Origin of the sequence: uncultured Campylobacter sp., assembly GCF_938045535.1 — a bacterium.
Lineage (GTDB): Bacteria > Campylobacterota > Campylobacteria > Campylobacterales > Campylobacteraceae > Campylobacter_B.
In genome coordinates, this window is record NZ_CALIMQ010000121.1 from 1 (window position 1) to 2,642 (window position 2,642).

General features: G+C 42.5%; 3 protein-coding genes. 2 read left to right on the forward strand and 1 reads right to left on the reverse strand.

Annotation, left to right across the window (positions count from 1 at the left end; genetic code table 11):
- Positions 1-210: hypothetical protein (locus Q0095_RS03795; RefSeq protein ID WP_297881499.1), on the forward strand; the 210-nt coding region annotated here is incomplete at its 5' end.
- The gene (locus Q0095_RS03800; RefSeq protein ID WP_297881501.1) at positions 203-1,819 is read left to right on the forward strand and encodes a phosphoethanolamine--lipid A transferase; all 1,617 of its coding nucleotides are present in this window, start codon (positions 203-205) and stop codon (positions 1,817-1,819) included. The genes Q0095_RS03795 and Q0095_RS03800, both read left to right, overlap by 8 nt.
- Positions 1,820-2,023: 204 nt before the next feature.
- On the opposite strand, the gene Q0095_RS03805 is transcribed toward Q0095_RS03800, so the two are convergent.
- On the reverse strand, positions 2,024-2,642 hold a 619-nt coding region (locus tag Q0095_RS03805; RefSeq protein WP_297881503.1), incomplete at its 5' end, for a LysR family transcriptional regulator substrate-binding protein.

The window sequence follows — 2,642 nt, forward strand, 5'->3', positions numbered from 1 at the left end:
ATCCTTTTGATTTTATTTCCAAATTTTATTTTGGATGGCGCAATTTTAAAATTCCAAGATGAAGCTAAGATGAATACGCGCGGAATTTTAAAATTTCACAAAAATTTTGCTGCGATTTGTGAGATACAAAGCGCGGAATTTCCGAGCATTTACCAAAACGCCGTAAAATTTCAACTTGAAATTTTATCTCAAGGAACGCTTCGTGCCTAGCTTTTTCAAAAATCCGTCGCAGCAGAAGCTTATTTTTCTAAGCTCGCTTGCTTTTGTGGCGTTTTTTAACTTCTCGTTTTTTAAAAATATCATAAATGCCTACGGAATTTCGGGGCTAAATTTTATCTATCTTGTCTGTGACATGGCGGCTTTGATCGCTTTTTTGACGCTATTTTTTACAATTTTTAGCTCGCGTTATACGACCAAGCCGATTTTGATGATCTGCTTTTTTATCTCATCGTTTACAGCGTATTTTATGGATAGCTATAACGTCGTAATCGATTCGGAGATGATCCGTAACGCAGCCCAGACGAACTTTGCCGAGTCAGCGGATCTTTTTAGCCCAAGACTAGCGATTTACGTGCTGGTGCTGGGCGTCTTACCCTGCGTGCTGATTGCTCGCTCGTGCGTTAGCTACCGTCCGCTTAAATTTGAAATTTTAGCTAAGCTCAAAGTAACGGGCATTTGCATAATAATCATCGCGGCGCTGCTTTTTGGATTTAGCAAATACTACGCGTCGTTTTTCAGAGAGCATAAAATTTTACGCAGCTACGCAAATCCCGGATATTGGATCTACAGCGGCGTTAAATTTGTCGCAAAATCCAAAAAGCAAGGCTCGCAGCCTCTGATGCAAATCGCTACGGACGCGCATATCGATGAAAATTCTACAAGCTCAAAAAAGCTCGTCGTCGTAGTCGTGGGCGAAGCGGCAAGAGCGGATAGATTTTCGCTAAACGGCTACGAGCGAGATACTAATCCGCTACTAGCCAAAGAGCAGGGCGTCGTAAGCCTAAGTAATACCCATTCTTGCGGCACTTCGACGGCGCAAAGCGTGCCGTGCATGTTTTCGCTGCTAAATCGCGATGAATTTAGCGTCGAAAAGGCTGCGGAGGAGCAAAACGTATTAGACATACTAAGCCGCGCTGATAACATGGCGATTTTGTGGCGTGATAACAATTCCGATTCCAAAGGTGTGGCGCTGCGCGTAAAATATCAGGATTTTAAAATTCCGCAAAATAATCCGATCTGCGACGTAGAGTGCAGGGACGAGGGGATGCTTGTGGGGCTTGATAAATTTGTCGCCGAAAACGCGGGCAAAGACGTGTTAATCGTGCTGCATCAGATGGGCAATCACGGGCCTGCGTATTTTAAGCGCTATAAGAAAGAATTTGAAAAATTTAGCCCCGTTTGCCGCGATAACGAGCTTGAAAACTGCTCGCAGCAAGAAATTTCAAATGCCTACGATAACGCGATTTTATACACGGATTATTTTTTAAGTAGGGTTATAAATTTTTTAAAGCCGTATTCTAAGACACACGAAACGGTGATGATCTATATGAGCGATCACGGCGAGAGCCTCGGCGAGGGCGGCGTTTATCTGCACGGCATGCCCTATCTTTTCGCTCCCGAGGCGCAAAAGCATATCGGTGCGATTGTTTGGCTAGGTGAGGGAAAAATGCGCGAAAGATACGATCTGAGCGCGCTTAAATCGCATAAGGACGACGCTTTTTCGCACGATAATCTTTTTCACACACTGCTTGGAATTTTTGAAGTATATACCAAGGTGTATAACAAGGATTTGGATATTTTAAGCGGAGTGAAAAATTAGAATTTTGCGCTAAATTTCGTCGTAAATTGTAAGTGAAATTTTAGCAATAAAAAATTCTATTGGCAAAATTCTAATTTAAGCTTAGTTTGAAATTTTACCTAAACTTGAGCGAAATCCGCTCCAAAAATTTTTGTGCAAAAGCTAACAAAGAGGCAAAGTGCTGCAAAAACTCAATCTCTCATTTATCGTTGCGAGATATGAATTTTAAATTTCATTAGAAATTTTACGTGCAGTTTTGATAAACGCCTGCGCTAGATGGTTTAGAAGTTTGCCTTTTTTGTAAGCGATTATTAGCGTATTATCAAGCTCGCGCGCGCCTACGTCAAAGAGCTTTATCCTGCTCGCCTTATCTTCTTTTATCATCTGCGGTATGCTAAAGCACGCTCCTGCGCCGCTTGCGACGATAGCATTGGCGATATCAAAGGTCTCCGTACGGCATAGCACTTTCGGCGCAAATCTCGCAGCAGCAAAAAATGCATCTATCTGCTCGGCGCTTCTTAGGCTTTGATTAGGCAGGATGAATCTTTCCTCTTTTAAGCGCGAAATGTCAATTTTGGGAACAGATTCGTTTTTAAACTCAAGCGAGAGCGGATGGGTGGAGCTTAGAGCGACATAGGTTTTTTGCGTTAGAATTTTAACCCCGTCAAGCCCGCTCATATCGATGGGCAGTATCAGCATACCGACATCAAGATCACCTTGAAGTAGCATTTCACGAATGCTAAGCGCAGAAGAAAATTGCGTAATTTGTAGATCCGAATCCTTAAATTTCTTGCAAAACATCGGCAGTAGCGATGGCAGTAGATTATATCCGTTTTGCGAAAAG